General features: G+C 71.2%; 14 protein-coding genes. 5 read left to right on the plus strand and 9 right to left on the minus strand.

Features of this window, described 5'->3' with window-relative positions:
- The first annotated feature begins 278 nt into the window (after positions 1-278).
- The gene (locus tag DBP14_RS22130; protein ID WP_129308887.1) at positions 279-1,436 is read left to right on the plus strand and encodes an SUKH-4 family immunity protein; all 1,158 of its coding nucleotides are present in this window, start codon (positions 279-281) and stop codon (positions 1,434-1,436) included.
- 42 nt (positions 1,437-1,478) lie between these two features.
- Here the strand turns inward: DBP14_RS22130 and acs are convergent, their stop codons facing one another.
- Both acs and DBP14_RS22140 read right to left on the minus strand, forming a co-directional pair.
- Complete coding sequence (gene acs / locus DBP14_RS22135) at positions 1,479-3,494, minus strand: acetate--CoA ligase (RefSeq protein WP_129308888.1); 2,016 nt, start codon at positions 3,492-3,494, stop codon at positions 1,479-1,481.
- Positions 3,491-4,111: an acetate uptake transporter family protein gene (locus tag DBP14_RS22140; protein ID WP_129308889.1), complete on the minus strand. Its 621-nt coding sequence runs from the start codon at positions 4,109-4,111 to the stop codon at positions 3,491-3,493. The genes acs and DBP14_RS22140 overlap by 4 nt, the downstream gene beginning before the upstream one ends.
- 359 nt (positions 4,112-4,470) lie before the next feature.
- On the opposite strand from DBP14_RS22140, the gene DBP14_RS22145 reads away from it, so the two are divergent.
- From DBP14_RS22145 to DBP14_RS22155, 3 genes are all read left to right on the plus strand, one after another.
- The gene (locus tag DBP14_RS22145; RefSeq protein WP_129308890.1) at positions 4,471-6,264 is read left to right on the plus strand and encodes a DEAD/DEAH box helicase; all 1,794 of its coding nucleotides are present in this window, start codon (positions 4,471-4,473) and stop codon (positions 6,262-6,264) included.
- A gap of 379 nt (positions 6,265-6,643) precedes the next feature.
- A complete protein-coding gene (locus DBP14_RS22150; RefSeq protein WP_129308891.1) occupies positions 6,644-7,285 on the plus strand; it encodes a helix-turn-helix domain-containing protein in 642 nt (213 codons plus the stop codon).
- Positions 7,286-7,595: 310 nt separating this feature from the next.
- A complete protein-coding gene (locus tag DBP14_RS22155) occupies positions 7,596-8,387 on the plus strand; it encodes a S16 family serine protease (RefSeq protein ID WP_129308892.1) in 792 nt (263 codons plus the stop codon).
- Here DBP14_RS22155 and DBP14_RS22160 read toward each other — a convergent pair.
- From DBP14_RS22160 to DBP14_RS22190, 7 genes are all read right to left on the minus strand, one after another.
- Positions 8,384-8,578 carry a hypothetical protein gene (locus DBP14_RS22160; protein ID WP_129308893.1) on the minus strand — a complete coding sequence of 65 codons (195 nt, stop codon included), beginning with the start codon at positions 8,576-8,578 and terminating at the stop codon, positions 8,384-8,386. The two genes, DBP14_RS22155 and DBP14_RS22160, sit on opposite strands and share 4 nt — an antisense overlap.
- A gap of 11 nt (positions 8,579-8,589) precedes the next feature.
- Positions 8,590-9,168 carry a helix-turn-helix domain-containing protein gene (locus tag DBP14_RS22165; protein WP_129308894.1) on the minus strand — a complete coding sequence of 193 codons (579 nt, stop codon included), beginning with the start codon at positions 9,166-9,168 and terminating at the stop codon, positions 8,590-8,592.
- A 107-nt stretch (positions 9,169-9,275) separates the two neighbouring features.
- Positions 9,276-10,256, minus strand: a complete 981-nt coding sequence (locus DBP14_RS22170; protein ID WP_129312019.1) for a glycine betaine ABC transporter substrate-binding protein — start codon at positions 10,254-10,256, stop codon at positions 9,276-9,278.
- Positions 10,257-10,288: 32 nt separating this feature from the next.
- Entirely contained in the window at positions 10,289-11,191 is a 903-nt protein-coding gene (locus DBP14_RS22175) for an ABC transporter permease (protein WP_129308895.1), read from the minus strand.
- Positions 11,188-12,480 carry a betaine/proline/choline family ABC transporter ATP-binding protein gene (locus DBP14_RS22180; protein ID WP_129308896.1) on the minus strand — a complete coding sequence of 431 codons (1,293 nt, stop codon included), beginning with the start codon at positions 12,478-12,480 and terminating at the stop codon, positions 11,188-11,190. The genes DBP14_RS22175 and DBP14_RS22180 overlap by 4 nt, the downstream gene beginning before the upstream one ends.
- Positions 12,473-13,120: an ABC transporter permease gene (locus DBP14_RS22185; protein WP_129308897.1), complete on the minus strand. Its 648-nt coding sequence runs from the start codon at positions 13,118-13,120 to the stop codon at positions 12,473-12,475. The genes DBP14_RS22180 and DBP14_RS22185 overlap by 8 nt, the downstream gene beginning before the upstream one ends.
- 46 nt (positions 13,121-13,166) lie before the next feature.
- Positions 13,167-13,646: an Lrp/AsnC family transcriptional regulator gene (locus DBP14_RS22190; RefSeq protein ID WP_129308898.1), complete on the minus strand. Its 480-nt coding sequence runs from the start codon at positions 13,644-13,646 to the stop codon at positions 13,167-13,169.
- A gap of 122 nt (positions 13,647-13,768) precedes the next feature.
- On the opposite strand from DBP14_RS22190, the gene hppD reads away from it, so the two are divergent.
- Complete coding sequence (hppD, locus tag DBP14_RS22195; protein WP_129308899.1) at positions 13,769-14,914, plus strand: 4-hydroxyphenylpyruvate dioxygenase; 1,146 nt, start codon at positions 13,769-13,771, stop codon at positions 14,912-14,914.
- Positions 14,915-14,919: the final 5 nt, after the last annotated feature.

Here is a 14,919-nt window from a genome sequence, read left to right on the forward strand (position 1 = left end):
GCCCGGTGTGAGGGAGGGCGTTCGCAGGGGGCCGCCTGCGCCCACCCGTGCCGCCCCTTGCGGCACGCCTGCCCGCAGGCTGGTGCGCGGGGCCGTACCGCTGCGGGCGGATTGCCGGACGGGCGGAACGCGGGCGGGGCCGCCGGCGTCCTTCTCCGGGGGCGTTGTCAGTGGTGCGGCGTAGTGTTCCGAGCAGTGGGGGACGGCCGCTCCCGGCACACCGCCGGGCGACGGCCGGGCGCGCCCTGACCGGACACTGTGCAGCACGCGGGGGAACCATGAGCACCACCGACGCCGGGTCCACGGCGATCACGCTGACCGAGGCCGAGCTGGCCGGTCTCGTCACGCACGCGCCGACGCGCGGCCTGCTCACCGGCCCCGGACTGCCCGCCGGCACCGACCTGCTGACGTTCTCTCCGCTGCGCACGCACGGGCTGCGCAGACTGGGGGACGCGGCGGACGGTCCGCTGCGGGTGGCGGAGGAGCTGCGGGACCGCCTGGTGATCGGTGAACTCCTCAGCCCGGCGGACATGGAGCGCGAGTCCATCCTCCTCGACGGCAGCACGGGCGAGGTGACGACGGCCTACCTGTTCCACCCGTGCGACGCCCGCCCCTTCGCCCCCTCCCTGGAGACGCTCCTGCGCTTCGCCGCCGTCACAGAGGAACTGGCGGGCCTGCGCGGCCGGTTCGCCGCGCTGGCGGGGCGGTACGGCCCGCAGGTGGTCGCCGACGCCTCCCGCAGCCTCCTCGCGCTGTTCGAGGAGGGTGCCGGCGGTGAGGTCCCGCCCTACTGGAAGGCGGCGGCCCTGATCCGTCCGCTCTCCCTCGTCGCCGGTCCGGGTACGGCGTCCGGGCTGACGCTGGACGTCCAGGCCCGCCTGCTGGAGCAGGAGTTCGGGCCCGGCCGGGTCACCCGCTTCGAGGAGGTCGACTTCCCCGGCACGCTCACCCACGAGCCGACCCGCCGCTTCCTGCGCGAGACGGGCCTGCCCGAGGAGGCCGTCCTCTTCCACCTCGACACGGACGTCCTCCTGCCGACCCTCACCGACTACTACGCCGCCGAGCGTCCCGACTTCCCGCTGTCCGAACTCCCCGCCCACGCCAGCCACTTGATCCGCCTCGGGGACCTGGTCGCCGACAACAGCCTGGTGGTCGACGGCAGAACGGGCGCCGTCCTGAACTTCAGCGAGCCGGAGGCCACGCTCTACCCCCTGAACACCGACCTCTCCACCCTCGCCTTCACGCTCTGGCTGCTGCACCACGAGCGCACCATCGACGAGCACCTGGGCAACGAGCTGACGACCGAGGCGTACGAGCAGCTCGCGGCGGCGATGATCCACACCCTGGGGGCCGTCGACCCGACGGGCACGTACCCGCACACCGACTGGCACTACTGGACGGAGCTGTTCCAGGACGAGGCGGGCGGGGTCCTGTGACCCCGCCCGCCTCGCCGCTCCTCTTCGCTGTTCCTGCGGCGCCTACTCCTCGGCCGCCTGTCCGCTCAGACCGCCGCGGATGGCGTCCATCACCGAGGAGTCGGTCAGGGTGGTGACGTCGCCCAGGGCACGCCGGTCGGCCACGTCACGCAGCAGACGGCGCATGATCTTCCCGGAGCGGGTCTTGGGCAGTTCCGCCACGACCAGGATCTGCCGCGGTCGCGCGATCGGCCCGATCTCCCGGGCCACGTGGTCGCGCAGTTCCTTGGCGAGCGCGGCGCCGTCGCCGCCCTCCGCCGCGTCGGAGCGCAGGATCACGAAGGCCACGATGCCCTGCCCGGTGACCGCGTCCTCGGCGCCGACCACGGCCGCCTCGGCCACCCCCGGGTGGGACACGAGAGCCGACTCCACCTCCGTGGTGGAGATCCGGTGCCCGGAGACGTTCATGACGTCGTCCACCCGGCCCAGCAGCCAGATGTCGCCGTCCTCGTCCTTCTTGGCCCCGTCACCGGCGAAGTACCAGCCGGGGAAGCGCGACCAGTAGGTGTCGATGTAGCGCTGCTCGTCGCCCCAGATGGTGCGCAGCATCGCCGGCCACGGCTCGGTGAGCACCAGGTAGCCGCCGGAGCCGTTGGGCACCGGGACGCCCTTGTCGTCCACGACCTCGGCCTTGATGCCGGGCAGCGGGCGCAGCGCCGAACCCGGCTTGAGGACGCTCACCCCGGGCAGCGGGCTGATCATCTGGGCGCCGGTCTCCGTCTGCCACCAGGTGTCCACCACCGGGCAGCGGTCGCCGCCGATCACCCTCCGGTACCAGATCCACGCCTCCGGGTTGATGGGCTCGCCCACCGAGCCGATCAGCCGCAGCGAGGTGAGGTCGAACCCCTCGGGGATGTCGCTGCCCCACTTCATGAAGGTGCGGATCGCGGTGGGCGCGCAGTAGAGGATGGTGACGCCGTACTTCTCCACCAGCTCCCACCAGCGGCCCTGGTGCGGGGTGTCCGGGGTGCCCTCGTAGAGCACCGACGTCGCCCCGTTCGCGAGGGGGCCGTAGACGATGTAGGAGTGGCCGGTGACCCAGCCGATGTCGGCGGCCGTCCAGAACACGTCGGTCTCGGGCTTGAGGTCGAACACCGCCCAGTGCGACCAGGCGACCTGGGCGAGGTAGCCGCCCGAGGTGTGCAGGATGCCCTTCGGCTGGGCCGTCGTACCCGAGGTGTACATGATGTACAGCGGGTGCTCGCTGTCGAACGCCTCGCAGGTGTGCTCGGCCGGCTGCGCGTCGACCAGGTCGTGCCACCAGACGTCGCGGCCGTCCTGCCAGTCCACGTCCTGACCGGTCCGGCGGACGACGAGCACCGAGCGCACGTCGGGGCAGTCGCGGACCGCCTCGTCCACCGCGGGCTTCAGCGCGGACGGGTTGCCCCTGCGGTAGCCGCCGTCCGCGGTGATGACGACGCGGGCGTCGCAGTCCTGGATGCGGCTGCGCAGCGCGTCCGCGGAGAAGCCGCCGAAGACCACGGTGTGCGGGGCGCCGATGCGGGCGCAGGCCAGCATCGCGATCACCGTCTCGGGGATCATCGGCATGTAGAGGGCGACCCGGTCGCCGGTCCCCACGCCGAGGGAGAGCAGGGCGTTCGCGGCCCGGCACACCTCCTCGGTCAGCTGGGCGTAGGTGAGCGTGCGGGTGTCGCCCGGCTCGCCCTCCCAGTGGAACGCCACGTGGTCGCCGTGCCCGGCGGCGACGTGCCGGTCCAGGCAGTTGTACGCCACGTTGAGCCGCCCGCCGGTGAACCAGCGGGCGAAGGGCGCCTTGCTCCAGTCGCGGACGGCGGTCCACGGCTCGGCCCAGTCCAGCCGGTTCGCCGCGGCGGCCCAGAAGGCGTCCGGGTCCGCGTCCGCCTCGGCGTACGCGGACTCCGGGACGTTGGCCGTGGCGGCCAGGTCGCCCGGGGGCGGGAAACGGCGCTCCTCGCGGAGCAGGTTGGCCAGGGTTGCGTCGGTGCCGTTCGCGCCCGCCGTGCCGCCCGTGCCCGCTGTGCCGTCCGACGAGGTCATGGCCGTACCCTTTCCCGCCCGGACAGCGGCATCACCGGGACGACCTGCCGCTTCCAGGTGGCGTTGACGACGCCGGCGAAGGACGCGTACCAGGCGGCGACCGCGGTGATCAGGCCCAGCCAGCCGCCGATCTTCGCGGTGGTCGTGGAGGACGAGAACTCGGCGATGGTCAGCACGATGTAGGTGGCCGACAGCAGGCCCAGCACGACGACGAGCGCGCCGCTGGTGCGCAGCGCGGCGACCGTCATGTAGACGGTGAAGATCGACCAGACCAGCAGGTACAGCCCGGTCGCCTGGTGTGCGGTGGCGGGCGGCAGGTGCACGAACCTGACGTACGCGGCGTACGACAGCCAGAACGAGGCGTACGAGCAGAACGCGGTCGCGCCGAAGGTGTTGCCCTTGCGGAACTCCCACATGCCCGCGAGGAGTTGGGCCAGCCCGCCGTAGAACAGGGCGAGCGGCAGGACGACGCCGCTGAGCGTGGCGTCGATGAGGTCCGCGTTGAAGGCGCTCAGTACGAACGTGGTCGCGGCGAATCCGGCCAGGCCGAGCGGGCCGGGGTCGGCGATGGGCTGTTCGGCGGCCGGTGTGACGGCGCCGGTCTGTGGGGTGCTCATGTGTGCGCTTGCCCTCCTCGTCGAGGAACAGCGGTCCGTCACCGGAGAGGCGTCGACACGTCACCGGACCGGTTCGCGGAACAGATACCTCCAACCCACGCTAGGCCGGTCCCGGCGGCACCACCAGACAACGCGCACGACCGTGCCCCGGTCGGCCCAGGGCGGTACGCCGCCGGTGTGAGACCGGCGGGCGGCCGTCCCGTGCGGCCGCCCGCCGCCGGTGCCGTACCGCATGCGCTTTCCTGTGATGTGGGTCCCACCCGCGGGTGACCCGGGCTCGGGTGCGCGTTGACGTCGGGGGTGCGCCGGTAGGGTGGCCCGGTTGTCCGACGTAGCCGCCCGACCCCCCCACGGAGACCGTGACTACCACCGCCGCCGCCACCTCCCACCACCTCTCGCCCGCCTTCCCCGGCCGCGCCCCCTGGGGCACAGCCAACAAGCTGCGTGCCTGGCAGCAGGGGGCGATGGAGAGGTACGTCCAGGAGCAGCCGCGTGACTTCCTCGCCGTCGCGACGCCCGGCGCCGGGAAGACGACGTTCGCGCTGACCCTCGCGTCCTGGCTGCTGCACCACCACGTCGTGCAGCAGGTGACCGTGGTCGCGCCGACCGAACACTTGAAGAAGCAGTGGGCCGAGGCCGCGGCGCGGATAGGCATCAAGCTCGACCCCGAGTACAGCGCGGGCCCGCTCGGCAAGGACTACCACGGCGTCGCCGTGACCTACGCGGGCGTCGGCGTGAGGCCCATGCTGCACCGCAACCGCGTCGAGCAGCGCAAGACCCTCGTCATCCTCGACGAGATCCACCACGCCGGTGACTCCAAGTCCTGGGGCGAGGCCTGCCTGGAGGCGTTCGAGCCCGCCACCCGCCGGCTCGCCCTCACCGGCACGCCGTTCCGCTCGGACACCAACCCCATCCCCTTCGTCACGTACGAGGAGGGCAACGACGGGATCCGGCGCTCGGCCGCCGACTACACCTACGGCTACGGCAACGCCCTCGCCGACCACGTCGTCCGGCCGGTCATCTTCCTCTCCTACAGCGGCAACATGCGCTGGCGCACCAAGGCCGGCGACGAGATCGCCGCCCGGCTCGGCGAGCCGATGACGAAGGACGCGATCAGCCAGGCCTGGCGTACGGCCCTCGACCCGCGCGGCGAATGGATGCCCAGCGTGCTGCGCGCCGCCGACCAGCGGCTGACCGAGGTCAGGAAGGGCATCCCGGACGCCGGCGCCCTCGTCATCGCTTCCGACCAGGACTCGGCCCGCGCCTACGCCAAGCTGATCCGCGAGATCACCGGCAGCAAGGCCACCCTCGTGCTCTCCGACGACGCCGGCGCCTCGAAGCGGATCGACGAGTTCAGCCAGGGCGACGACCGCTGGATGGTCGCGGTGCGGATGGTGTCCGAGGGCGTCGACGTGCCCCGGCTCGCGGTCGGCGTGTACGCCACCACCATCTCCACTCCTCTCTTCTTCGCCCAGGCCGTGGGTCGTTTCGTACGGTCCCGGCGGCGCGGCGAGACCGCGTCCGTGTTCCTGCCGACCGTGCCCGACCTGCTGACCTTCGCCAATGAGATGGAGAAGGAACGGGACCACGCCCTCGACAAGCCGAAGAAGGAGGGCGAGGAGGATCCGTACGCCGAGTCCGAGAAGGAGATGGACGAGGCGAACAAGCAGCAGGACGAGGACACCGGCGAGCAGGAGCAGTTCTCCTTCGAGGCGCTGGAGTCCGAGGCCGTCTTCGACCGGGTCCTCTACGACGGCGCCGAGTTCGGCATGCAGGCGCACCCGGGCAGCGAGGAGGAACAGGACTACCTGGGCATCCCGGGACTCCTGGAACCCGACCAGGTGCAGATGCTGCTGCAGAAGCGGCAGGCCCGGCAGATCGCGCACAGCCGCAAGAAGCCGGACTCCGAGGCCGACCTGCTGGAACTGCCCGCCGAGCGGCGGCCCGTCGTCTCCCACAAGGAGATGATGGAACTGCGCAAGCAGCTGAACACGATGGTCAGCGCCTACGTCCACCAGAGCGGCAAGCCGCACGGGGTGATCCACACCGAGCTGCGGCGGGTGTGCGGGGGGCCGGCCAGCGCGGAGGCGACGGCGGGGCAGTTGCGGCAGCGGATCGCGAAGATGGGGGAGTGGGCCACGCGGATGCGGTGACGCTCCGCTGGTCTACCGTCTTCTTTGCCCACCCGCCCGCCCGACTCGGTTGGTCCAGCAGTGGCCGTCGCGGGGCTCCGCCCCGGACCCCGTGCCGCGCGGCCGCCCGGCGCGTATCAGGACGAATACTGCCAGGGCGGATCTTGTTGTGCCCGGATTCTGGACGAAGGCTTCCGCTCAGCGAACTCCCTTCGCTACTGTCCCGCTACGCAACGCCCCGTGGCAGCGCCGCCGCGGAGCGCAGCCGTGAAGCGACACGGCCCGGAGCCGCCGGGCCGTCCTGCCGATCGGCGGCCTCTGAAGCGCGTCGCCGACGGGACTCGACGACGCACCTCCCGCTCCGTTGGCTGCCGACCTCACCACTGAAGGAGTGGGCGTCGTGACCGCGGAGACCTCTCAGACGCTCGACCGGGGACTGCGCGTCCTCAAGCTGCTGGCCGACACGGACCACGGGCTGACCGTCACCGAGCTTTCCAACAAACTGGGCGTGAACCGGACCGTGGTGTACCGGCTGCTCGCCACGCTGGAGCAGCACGCCCTCGTACGGCGTGATCTCGGTGGCCGGGCCCGCGTGGGCCTCGGGGTGCTGCGGCTGGGCCGCCAGGTGCATCCGCTGGTACGGGAGGCCGCGCTGCCGGCGCTGCGCTCGCTCGCGGAGGACATCGGGGCGACGGCGCACCTGACGCTGGTGGACGGGACGGAGGCGCTGGCCGTCGCCGTGGTCGAGCCGACCTGGACGGACTACCACGTGGCCTACCGGGCCGGGTTCCGGCACCCCCTGGACCGGGGTGCGGCGGGCCGGGCCATCCTCGCCGCCCGGCAGGCGCCCCTGTCCGAGCCGGGGTACACGCTCACGCACGGTGAGCTGGAGGCGGGGGCGAGTGGGGCCGCGGCGGCGCTGATCGGGGTGACCGGCGTCGAGGGCAGCGTCGGCGTCGTCATGCTCGCGGACTCCGTCCCGGAGAGGGTCGGCCCCCGAGTCGTCGACGCGGCCCGAGAGGTGGCGGAGGCCCTCCGCTGAACCGGGTCCCCCTTTCGCTCACCGGCGCCGGCCGGCAGCCGCCGCGCCCACCCGTGCCGCCCTGGGGGTCCCCCCCAGGCCCTTAAGGCACTGGGGGAGGCACGCATGCCCGCAGCTGGGTGGGTACGGCCGCCGCCGGGTGGGCGCGAGCAACCACGACGGGCCCGCGGCCGAACACGGCGCAGTTGGGGCAGCGTCCCATCAGGGGCGCGGGGAACTGCGCGACAAGCCACGACGTGTCCGCACCCGGCGAACGGGCCCGTGCCCGGGGCCGGTGAACCCCGCGGAACAGCTCCGTTAGATTGTGGGCGTGCTCTCACGTCTCACGCGGCCCCAGGCCCTCCTCGTCTGTGTCCTGCCCGTCGTGGCCCTGCTGGCGACCGCCGCGTTCGCGCCGCTGCCGTTCACCGTGGCGCAGCCGGGGCTGACCGCCGATGTGCTGGGGAAGAACAAGGGCACCCAGGTGATCACCATCTCGGGGGCGCCGGTCCGCGCGACCAAGGGCCAGCTGCGGATGGTGACCATCGAGGCGACCGGCCCGGACACCCCCGTCCACCTCGGCGACGTGCTGGGCAACTGGTTCCGGACCGACCGGGCCGTCATGCCCCACGACTCGGTCTACCCGAGCGGCGGCACCGTCAAGGAGATCGAGAAGCACAACACCCAGCAGATGCGGCAGTCGCAGGACGCGGCGACACAGGCCGCGCTGAACTACCTGCACCTGAGCGGCGACGACGTCAAGGTCAAGCTGCGGCTCGCCGACGTGGGCGGCCCCAGCGCGGGCCTGCTGTTCACCCTCGGCATCATCGACAAGCTGGACGGCGACGGCAGCGGCGGCGACCTGACGGGCGGCCGCGCCATCGCCGGTACGGGGACGATCGACGCCCACGGCGCGGTCGGCGCGGTCGGCGGGGTGGCCCTGAAGACGCAGGCCGCCCGCCGGGACGGCGCGACCGTCTTCCTGGTCCCGAAGGACGAGTGCTCCGACGCCCAGTCCGAGCTGCCGAAGGGCCTGCGACTGGTCCCGGTCAGCACCCTGAAGGGCACGGTCACCGCCCTGAAGGCCCTTCAGACGGGCAAGGGCTCCGTACCGAGCTGTTAGACGGCGGCCGGCGACGGGACCGCGCCGGCGGTCAGGCGCAGGCCCAGTTCGACGAGGGTCCAGCCGAGGCGGGCGCGCAGGGCGGCGCGCGGCACGGTGGGGCCGGCCTGGCCGGCGAGCCGGTGCGCGTCGGCCTCGGCGCGCAGGGCGGCGGTGTGCTGCTGGGCGAGCTGCTGGATGTCCGTGTGCATGGCGGGGCCTCTCAGTCCGTCTCGATGGGGAACAGGTGCGTGTGGATCCGTACGTGCTCGGCACCGGGCGCGTCGGTGGCGCGGTCGCGGTAGCCGTCGATCAGGGCGTGCATCTTCTGGATCAGCTCGGCGGCCAGCTCGGCGTCGAGCCGTAGCGTCGCGTCGCTCATGTCGGTGGCGCTGGACCAGTCCGCGGACCAGTGGTCCCGGTTGCCGAGCCAGGTCGACAGCTCACGGGCGTGGTTCGCGGCGACCTCGTGCAGGAAGGCCTCGGCCAGTCCCCGCACCTCCGGTCCCGCCCCCTCGAATTCGGCGGTGTCGAAGACCAGGCCCTGGTCCACCGCCCGCCACCACCGCTCCCGGCCCTTGCCGTGTTCCGGGGCGTCCTCCACGAAGCCGTGGGCGGCGAGCTGGCGCAGGTGGTAGCTGGTCGCGCCGCTGGACTCGCCGAGCCGGTCGCCCAGTTGGGAGGCGGTGGCCGGTCCGTTGTGCCGCAGGGCGTCCAGCAGCCGCATCCGCAGGGGATGGGCGAGCCCCCGCAGCGAGCGGGCGTCCAGTCGGCGCTGCGGCCGTTCCTCGTGCTCCGTCATGCCTACAAAGATAGCTATGCAAAGACTTCCTTGCAACTGTTTCTTTGCAACGAATTCTTTGGACCGTGTGGGGGCTCTCCGGACCGCACCGCGCCGCCCGTCGGCGGCTACTTCACGAACCCCTCCTGCTTCATCCAGTCCAGCGCCACCTGGTGCGGGTCCTCGCCGTCGACGTCCACCTTGGCGTTCAGGGTCTGGGCCACCGTGTTGTCCAGCTTCTTGGTGACGGGGTCGATGACGCGGGCGAGGGCCGGCCACTTCTTCAGGACCTTGGTGTTGATCACGGGCGCCGCGTTGTAGTTGGGGAAGAAGTGCTTGTCGTCGGCCATCACCACCAGGTGCATGGACTTGATGCGGCCGTCGGTGGTGAAGACTTCCCCGTACGTGCAACTCCCCTTCGCCACCTGGGTGTAGATGATCCCGGTGTCCATCTGGGTGATGTTCCGCGTCGGGATGTGCATCCCGTACGCCTTCTCCATGCCGGGCAGCCCGTCGGCCCGGTTGGCGAACTCGCCCTCCACGCACAGGGTCACCGCGCCGGGGTCCTTCTTCGCCAGCGCCGCCACCTGGGACAGGTTCCGGGTGCCGTACTTCTTGAAGTTGTCCTGGTTCATGGCCAGCGCGTAGGTGTTGTTCAGCCGCGAGGGCGGCAGCCAGGTCAGTCCGTTCTTCAGGTCGGCGTCCCGGACCGCCTGCCACTGCTTCTCGGGGTCCGGGATCGGCTTGCTCTTGCCGAGGTAGGTGATCCAGCCCGTGCCGGTGTACTCGTAGAGGGCGTCCGCGTCGCCGCTCTTGACCGCCTCCCGCGATCCGATGGATCCCTGGATACCGGTCCGGTCCAGCACGTCCGCGCCGGCCGCCTCGAAGGCGATCCCCATGATCGCGCCGAGGATCAGCTGCTCGGTGAACTCCTTGGAGGTGACCGTGAGGTGCGCCCCCTTCAGCGGCTTCCCGGCGCCGATCGAGCCGGGCTCCACGTCGTCCACCATCGGCGAACCGCTGGTCAGGCCGCAGCCGGAGGGCAGGGCCAGGGCGAGCAGCAGCAGCGCGGCGGCGGGGAGGGCCGTATGGCGTCCCGTGCGCCGCATGCACATCAGATGACCCGTGCGCCCCGTGCGCCTCACGCGCCCACCTCCAGACCGCGCGGCCGGAGCAGGATCTCCGTGAGGGCGGCCAGCCAGTCCACCAGGAGGGCCAGCGCCACGGTGAGGACCGAGCCCAGCACCAGGACCGGCATGCGCTGCGTGGTGATGCCCGTGGTGATCAGCGTCCCCAGACCGCCGCCCCCGCCGAAGGTCGCCAGCGTCGCCGTACCCACGTTGAGCACCAGGGCCGTCCGGACGCCCGCGAGGATCAGCGGTACGGCGAGGGGGAGTTCGATACGGGTGAGCACGCCGAACGGGGACATGCCGATGCCGCGGGCCGCCTCCAGCAGCGTGGGGTCGTTGGCCTTCAGCCCGGCGATGGTGTTGGACAGCACGGGCAGCACGGCGTAGATGATGATGCCGATCAGCGGCGCCTTCGTCCCCGTGCCCAGCCAGATCACCAGCAGGGCGAGCAGGCCGATCGCCGGGGTCGCCTGGCCCATGTTGGCGAACGCCACGGCGACCGGGGTGGCCTTGCGGAACGCCCGCCGGGTGAGCACGATGCCCAGCGGGATCGCGATGATCAGCACGAAGAACGTCGAGATCACCGTCAGCTTCACGTGCTGCCACAGCGCCTTGGAGACCTTGCCGTCCGAGAGGGCGTTCTCCGAGATCGTGTCCAGGTGCGCCTGCTGAAACCACAGCCAGGTGGCCAGCAGGACGGCGACGAGGAACGCGGGCCGGACGGTCAGCTGCTGCCAGGTCAGCCGCCGGGCCGGCGGGCGCTGCCGCGGGGGAGGGGCCTCCTGCCCGGCCTCGTCCGGGAGTGCGAGCCCACCGCCCTCGTCGCGGAACGCGCTCCCCTCGCCCTCGTCGCGGAACGCGAGCCCCTCGACCTCGTGCTCGCCCTCGGGGCGCCGCCGCGGGGACGTGCTCATGCCTTCCCCGTCCCGCCGGGAGCCCCGCCCCCGCCCACCACACCCTCCTGCTCCAGATGGGTCTGCTGGGAGCGGGCCTCCTCCAGGTCGTGCTGGTGCTCCATCGCCTCCAGCCGGTCCTCCTCCAGCAGTTCGTGCACCGAGTTCATGAGGGTCTCCATGTCGACGACGCCGAGGTACTCCCCGCGCCGACCGGTCACCGCGACCCGGCCCGCGTTGTCCGTGAGCACCGCCTCCAGCGCGTCCCGCAGGGTCGCGTCCCGGGTCACCGTGTCGTGCACCAGCGTGCCCGCGCGGGCCAGCGAGCCCCGCGCCCGCATCAGGTCGCCGCGCCGGAGCCACTTGTAGGGGCGGCGGCGCCGGTCCAGCAGCAGGATCTCGTTGGTGCCGCTGCTCCGCAGGAACCCGAAGATCTGCTGCAGCGGGGTGTCCACGGTCACCGTCGGGTAGTCCCGCATCTCCACGTCCCGCACCCGGGTGAGGTTCAGCCGCTTCAGCGCCGCGCCCGCGCCGACGAAGCCGGAGACGAAGTCGTCCGCCGGGTTGGTGAGGATCGCCTCCGGGGTGTCGAACTGGGCGATGTGCGAGCGCTCGCGCAGTACGGCGATCCGGTCGCCCAGTTTGATCGCCTCGTCGAAGTCGTGGGTGACGAAGACGATCGTCTTGTGCAGCTCGTGCTGGAGCCGGATCAGCTCGTCCTGGAGGTGGTCGCGGGTGATCGGGTCGACCGCGCCGAACGGCTCGTCCATGAGCAGCACCGGGGGGTCGGCGGCGAGCGCGCGGGCCACGCCGACGCGCTGCTGCTGGCCGCCGGAGAGCTGGCGCGGATAACGGCCGTGGAACTCACCGGGGTCGAGCCCCACGAGGTCCAGCATCTCCTCGACCCGCGATCTGATCCGCGGCCTGGACCAGCCGATCATCTTCGGCACCAGCGCGATGTTCTGGGCGACGGTCATGTGCGGGAACAGGCCCGAGGACTGGATGGCGTAGCCGACCTTGCGGCGCAGCTTCACCGCGTCGATGCCGGTGACGTCCTCGCCGCCGATGCGGATGCGGCCGCCGGTCGGCTCGATCAGCCGGTTGATCATCTTCAGGGTGGTGGACTTCCCGCAGCCCGACGGGCCCACGAAGATCACCGTCTCGCCCGCCCCGATCTCCATGGTGACGTTCTCCACGGCCGGCTGCGGGTTCCCCGGGTACAGCTTGGTGAGGTTCTCCAGCTCGATGGTCGCCCCCGCCACCGACGACGACTGCGATGACGACTCAGACGGCTCAGACGGCTCAGACACGGATCCCCCTCGGAATGGTCAGCCGCCCGATCAGCACGTACGCGGCGTCGAACAGAAGGGCGAGGATGATGATCCCCAGCGTGCCCGCGAGCACCTGGTTCAGCGCGTTCTTGCTGCCCAGCGAGCCGATCCCGCGGAAGATCTCGTTGCCGAGGCCGGGCCCGGACGCGTAGGCGGCGATGGCGGCGATGCCCATCAGCATCTGCGTGGAGACCCGGATGCCGGTCAGGATCGGCGGCCAGGCCAGCGGCAGCTCGACCCGCACCAGCCGGGCGAGCCGGGACATGCCGATACCGCGGGCCGCGTCCACCAGCGTCGGGTCCACCCCGCGCAGGCCCACGATGGAGTTCCGCACGATGGGCAGCAGCCCGTACAGGGTCAGCGAGACGACGGTCGGCGGCACACCCAGGCCCACGACCGGGATGAGCAGACCGATCATGGCCAGGGAGGGGATGGTCAGGATGGTGGACGTGGCGATGGTGGCGAGGTTGCCCGCCCAGGTGCTGCGGTAGGTGACGACCCCGATCAGCACGCCGAGGACGGTCGCCACGACCATGCACTGGAACACCGCGCTGGCGTGCTGGTAGGCGTCGGCGAGCAGCTGCTGGTGACGGGCGGTCAGATAGTCCCAGAAGTTCACGCGCTCACCCCCGCTCCGGGTCGCCGCGCTGCCCGTCCAGCAGCGATCAAGTCCCTTCCGTGTCCGCCGCCGCCTGTTCCACCAGCGGGATGATCCGCAGCGGGACGGGGTTCTCCATGACGATCGCCGTGGAGGCCCGGACGATGCCATCAAAACCGACAACCCGGTCGATCACCCGCTGGAGATCGGCGTTCGAGCGGGCCACCAGCCGGCACAGCATGTCCCCGGTGCCGGTCGTGGTCAGCAGTTCCAGCACCTCGGGAACCGTCGCCAAGTGCGCCCGGACATCGGCCCCTTGGCCCTGCCGGATCTGCAGCGTGGCGAACGCGGTGACCGGGTAGCCGAGGGCCGCCGGGTCCACCTGGGGGCCGAATCCTCGGATGACGCCATTCGACTGAAGCCGGTCGAGGCGGGCCTGCGCCGTGCCCCGCGCCACCCCCAGCCTGCGGGACATCTCCAGCACCCCGATACGCGGCTCCCGTGCCAGCAGCACCAGGATCCGGCCGTCCAGATGATCGATCGCCACAGCGCCTCCAGGGGTGGTCATCCTGTACAGAAAGGCCGATGGTACGGCTGTACCACTGAACAAAATGCTCAGCGATTACGCGAACTATTGCGCACCTTGCAGAGTCGAGTCACCCTTCCGCTATGACGCAGACCACAGACCACACTCCCGACACCGCCCGGCAGGCCGACCCCTTCCCGGTCAAGGGAATGGACGCCGTCGTCTTCGCCGTGGGCAACGCCAAGCAGGCCGCGCACTACTACTCGACGGCCTTCGGCATGCGGCTCGTCGCCTACTCCGGACCGGAGAACGGCAGCCGCGAGACCGCCAGCTATGTGCTGGAGAACGGCTCGGCGCGGTTCGTGTTCACCTCGGTGATCAAGCCCTCCACCACGTGGGGCACCTTCCTCGCCGAGCACGTCGCCGAGCACGGCGACGGCGTCGTCGACCTGGCCATCGAGGTCCCGGACGCCCGTGCCGCCCACGCGTACGCCGTCGAGCACGGCGCGAAGAGCGTCGCCGAGCCGTACGAGGTCAAGGACGAGCACGGCACCGTCGTCCTCGCCGCCATCGCCACCTACGGCGAGACCCGCCACACCCTCGTCGACCGCTCCGGCTACGACGGCCCGTACCTGCCCGGCTTCGTGGCCGCCAAGCCCATCGTCGAGCCGCCCGCCCAGCGCACCTTCCAGGCCGTCGACCACTGCGTCGGCAACGTCGAACTCGGCAAGATGAACGAGTGGGTGTCGTTCTACAACAACGTCATGGGCTTCACGAACATGAAGGAGTTCGTGGGCGACGACATCGCCACCGAGTACTCGGCGCTGATGTCGAAGGTCGTCGCGGACGGCACCCTCAAGGTGAAGTTCCCGCTCAACGAGCCGGCCATCGCCAAGAAGAAGTCCCAGATCGACGAGTACCTGGAGTTCTACAACGGCCCGGGCTGCCAGCACATCGCGCTGAACACCAACGACATCGTGCAGACGGTCCGCACGATGCGCGCGGCCGGCGTCGAGTTCCTCGACACCCCGGACTCCTACTACGACACCCTCGGCGAGTGGGCCGGCGAGACCCGCGTGCCCGTCGAGACGCTGCGCGAGCTGAAGATCCTCGTCGACCGCGACGAGGACGGCTACCTGCTGCAGATCTTCACCAAGCCGGTCCAGGACAAGCCGACCGTCTTCTTCGAGATGATCGAGCGGCACGGCTCCATGGGCTTCGGCAAGGGCAACTTCAAGGCCCTGTTCGAGGCGATCGAGCGCGAGCAGGAGAAGCGCGGCAACCTGTAGTCCAC

Source organism: Streptomyces sp. L2 (assembly GCF_004124325.1).
In the GTDB taxonomy this organism is placed as follows: Bacteria; Actinomycetota; Actinomycetes; order Streptomycetales; family Streptomycetaceae; genus Streptomyces.